Source organism: Leisingera sp., assembly GCF_034669605.1.
Classification (GTDB): Bacteria; Pseudomonadota; Alphaproteobacteria; order Rhodobacterales; family Rhodobacteraceae; genus Leisingera.
Window position 1 is genome coordinate 1 of sequence record NZ_JAXMOX010000380.1, and the last position, 1,586, is coordinate 1,586.

2 protein-coding genes are annotated in these 1,586 nt (G+C 61.8%); one reads left to right on the forward strand and one right to left on the reverse strand.

Annotated features, from left to right (window positions below; translation table 11 throughout):
• Window positions 1-454 (reverse strand): 2Fe-2S iron-sulfur cluster-binding protein (locus VOI29_RS24435; protein ID WP_323784481.1); only part of this gene is annotated, 454 nt, incomplete at its 3' end.
• A gap of 360 nt (window positions 455-814) precedes the next feature.
• Between VOI29_RS24435 and VOI29_RS24440 the strand changes: the two genes are divergently transcribed.
• Window positions 815-1,586: PHP domain-containing protein (locus tag VOI29_RS24440; protein ID WP_323784482.1), on the forward strand; the 772-nt coding region annotated here is incomplete at its 3' end.

Consider the following 1,586-nt stretch of genomic DNA (forward strand, 5'->3'; position numbering starts at 1 on the left):
TGCGGGCGGCCTCGGCGGCGCGGATGATCGGGGCGTAGCCGGTGCAGCGGCAGAGGTTGCCGGCCAGCTGGTCGTCAAAATCGGTGGCGCCGTTGGTGTGGGCGGTCACCATCGACATGATGAAGCCGGGGGTGCAAAATCCGCATTGGCTGCCGTGATGGTCCACCATCGCCTGCTGCACGGGATGCAGGCTGCCGCCGGGTCCTGCCGCGCCTTCGACGGTGCGGATGGATTTGCCATGCAGTTGCGGCAGGAACAGGATGCAGGCGTTCAGTGCCTTTGAGCCGCGTTTATCGGTGACCATGACGGTGCAGGCGCCGCAATCGCCTTCGTTGCAGCCTTCTTTAGTGCCGGTGAGACCTTTGACGTCGCGCAGCCAGTCCAGCAGCGTGGACGTTGGGTCTGCGTTTTCGATCAGAACGTCGTCACCATTCAGACGAAAGGTGAGTGCCATCTTCCCGAGACCCGCCGCGTTACCCCGTTGACCCGATGTGCCTTCCTTCGATGCGGCGTAGAAGGAGAGGCGGGCTGATTATTGCTTGCTGACACCAGCCTAGGGAGCAGCCCCTTGTCAAAGCAAGAAAAACCGCCGCCGCACTGCAGTATTTATCAGCGTAAGAAAATTGCGCCGGCCGCGGGTATGGCGCTCATTTTATGATGTTTTGCCTGCGCCATTCAAAGCACCCGTTGCTCTGCCGGAGAAAGAGTTTCAACAAAATGGATAAAATGCGGGAGTCACCATGATGGTTTTTAAGGGGGGTGGGCGCGCAGTTCGCCCTTTTACCGCATCGCGGCAATACGATAGCGTGGCGGCATGACAAGCTCTCCCCGATTCATTCATCTGCGCACCCATACCGAATACTCCTTGCTGGAAGGGGCCCTGCGGCTGAAAAAGCTGCCGGACCTGTGCAGGAACCACGGCATGCCCGCGATCGCGGTGACCGATACCAATGCCATGTTCTCGGCGCTGGAGTTTTCGGTGACGCTGTCCGGTGCAGGTATTCAGCCGATATTGGGCTGCCAGGTCGATCTGACCTTTCAGGAGGCAGAGCCGGGCGGCAAGCCGAAGCTGCCCGCGCCCCTGGTGCTGCTGGCGCAGAGCGAAGCGGGCTATGAGGGGCTGATGCGGCTGTCGTCCTGCCTTTATGTGGACAAGGGCGGGCAGCTGCCGCAGGTCACCTTGGACGATCTGGAAGCAAACAGCGCCGGGCTGATCTGCCTGTCCGGCGGGCCGGACGGACCGGTGGGGAAACTGCTTCAGCAGGGCCAGCGGCCGGCGGCGCAGGCGCTGATGCAGCAGCTGAAGCGGATCTTTCCGGACCGGCTGTATGTGGAGCTGCAGCGCCACCCGGGCGAGCATGGCCAGCCGGAGGCGGAGAAGCTGACCGAGCGCGGCCATGTGGAGATGGCCTATGCGATGGAGCTGCCGCTGGTTGCGACCAACGACGTCTATTTCCCCAACACCGAGATGTTTGAGGCCCATGATGCGATGATCTGTATCGCCGAGGGCGCCTATGTCGACCAGTCGGAACCGCGCCGCCGCCTGACCGCACAGCATTACTTCAAAAGCCAGGAGGAAATGGTTG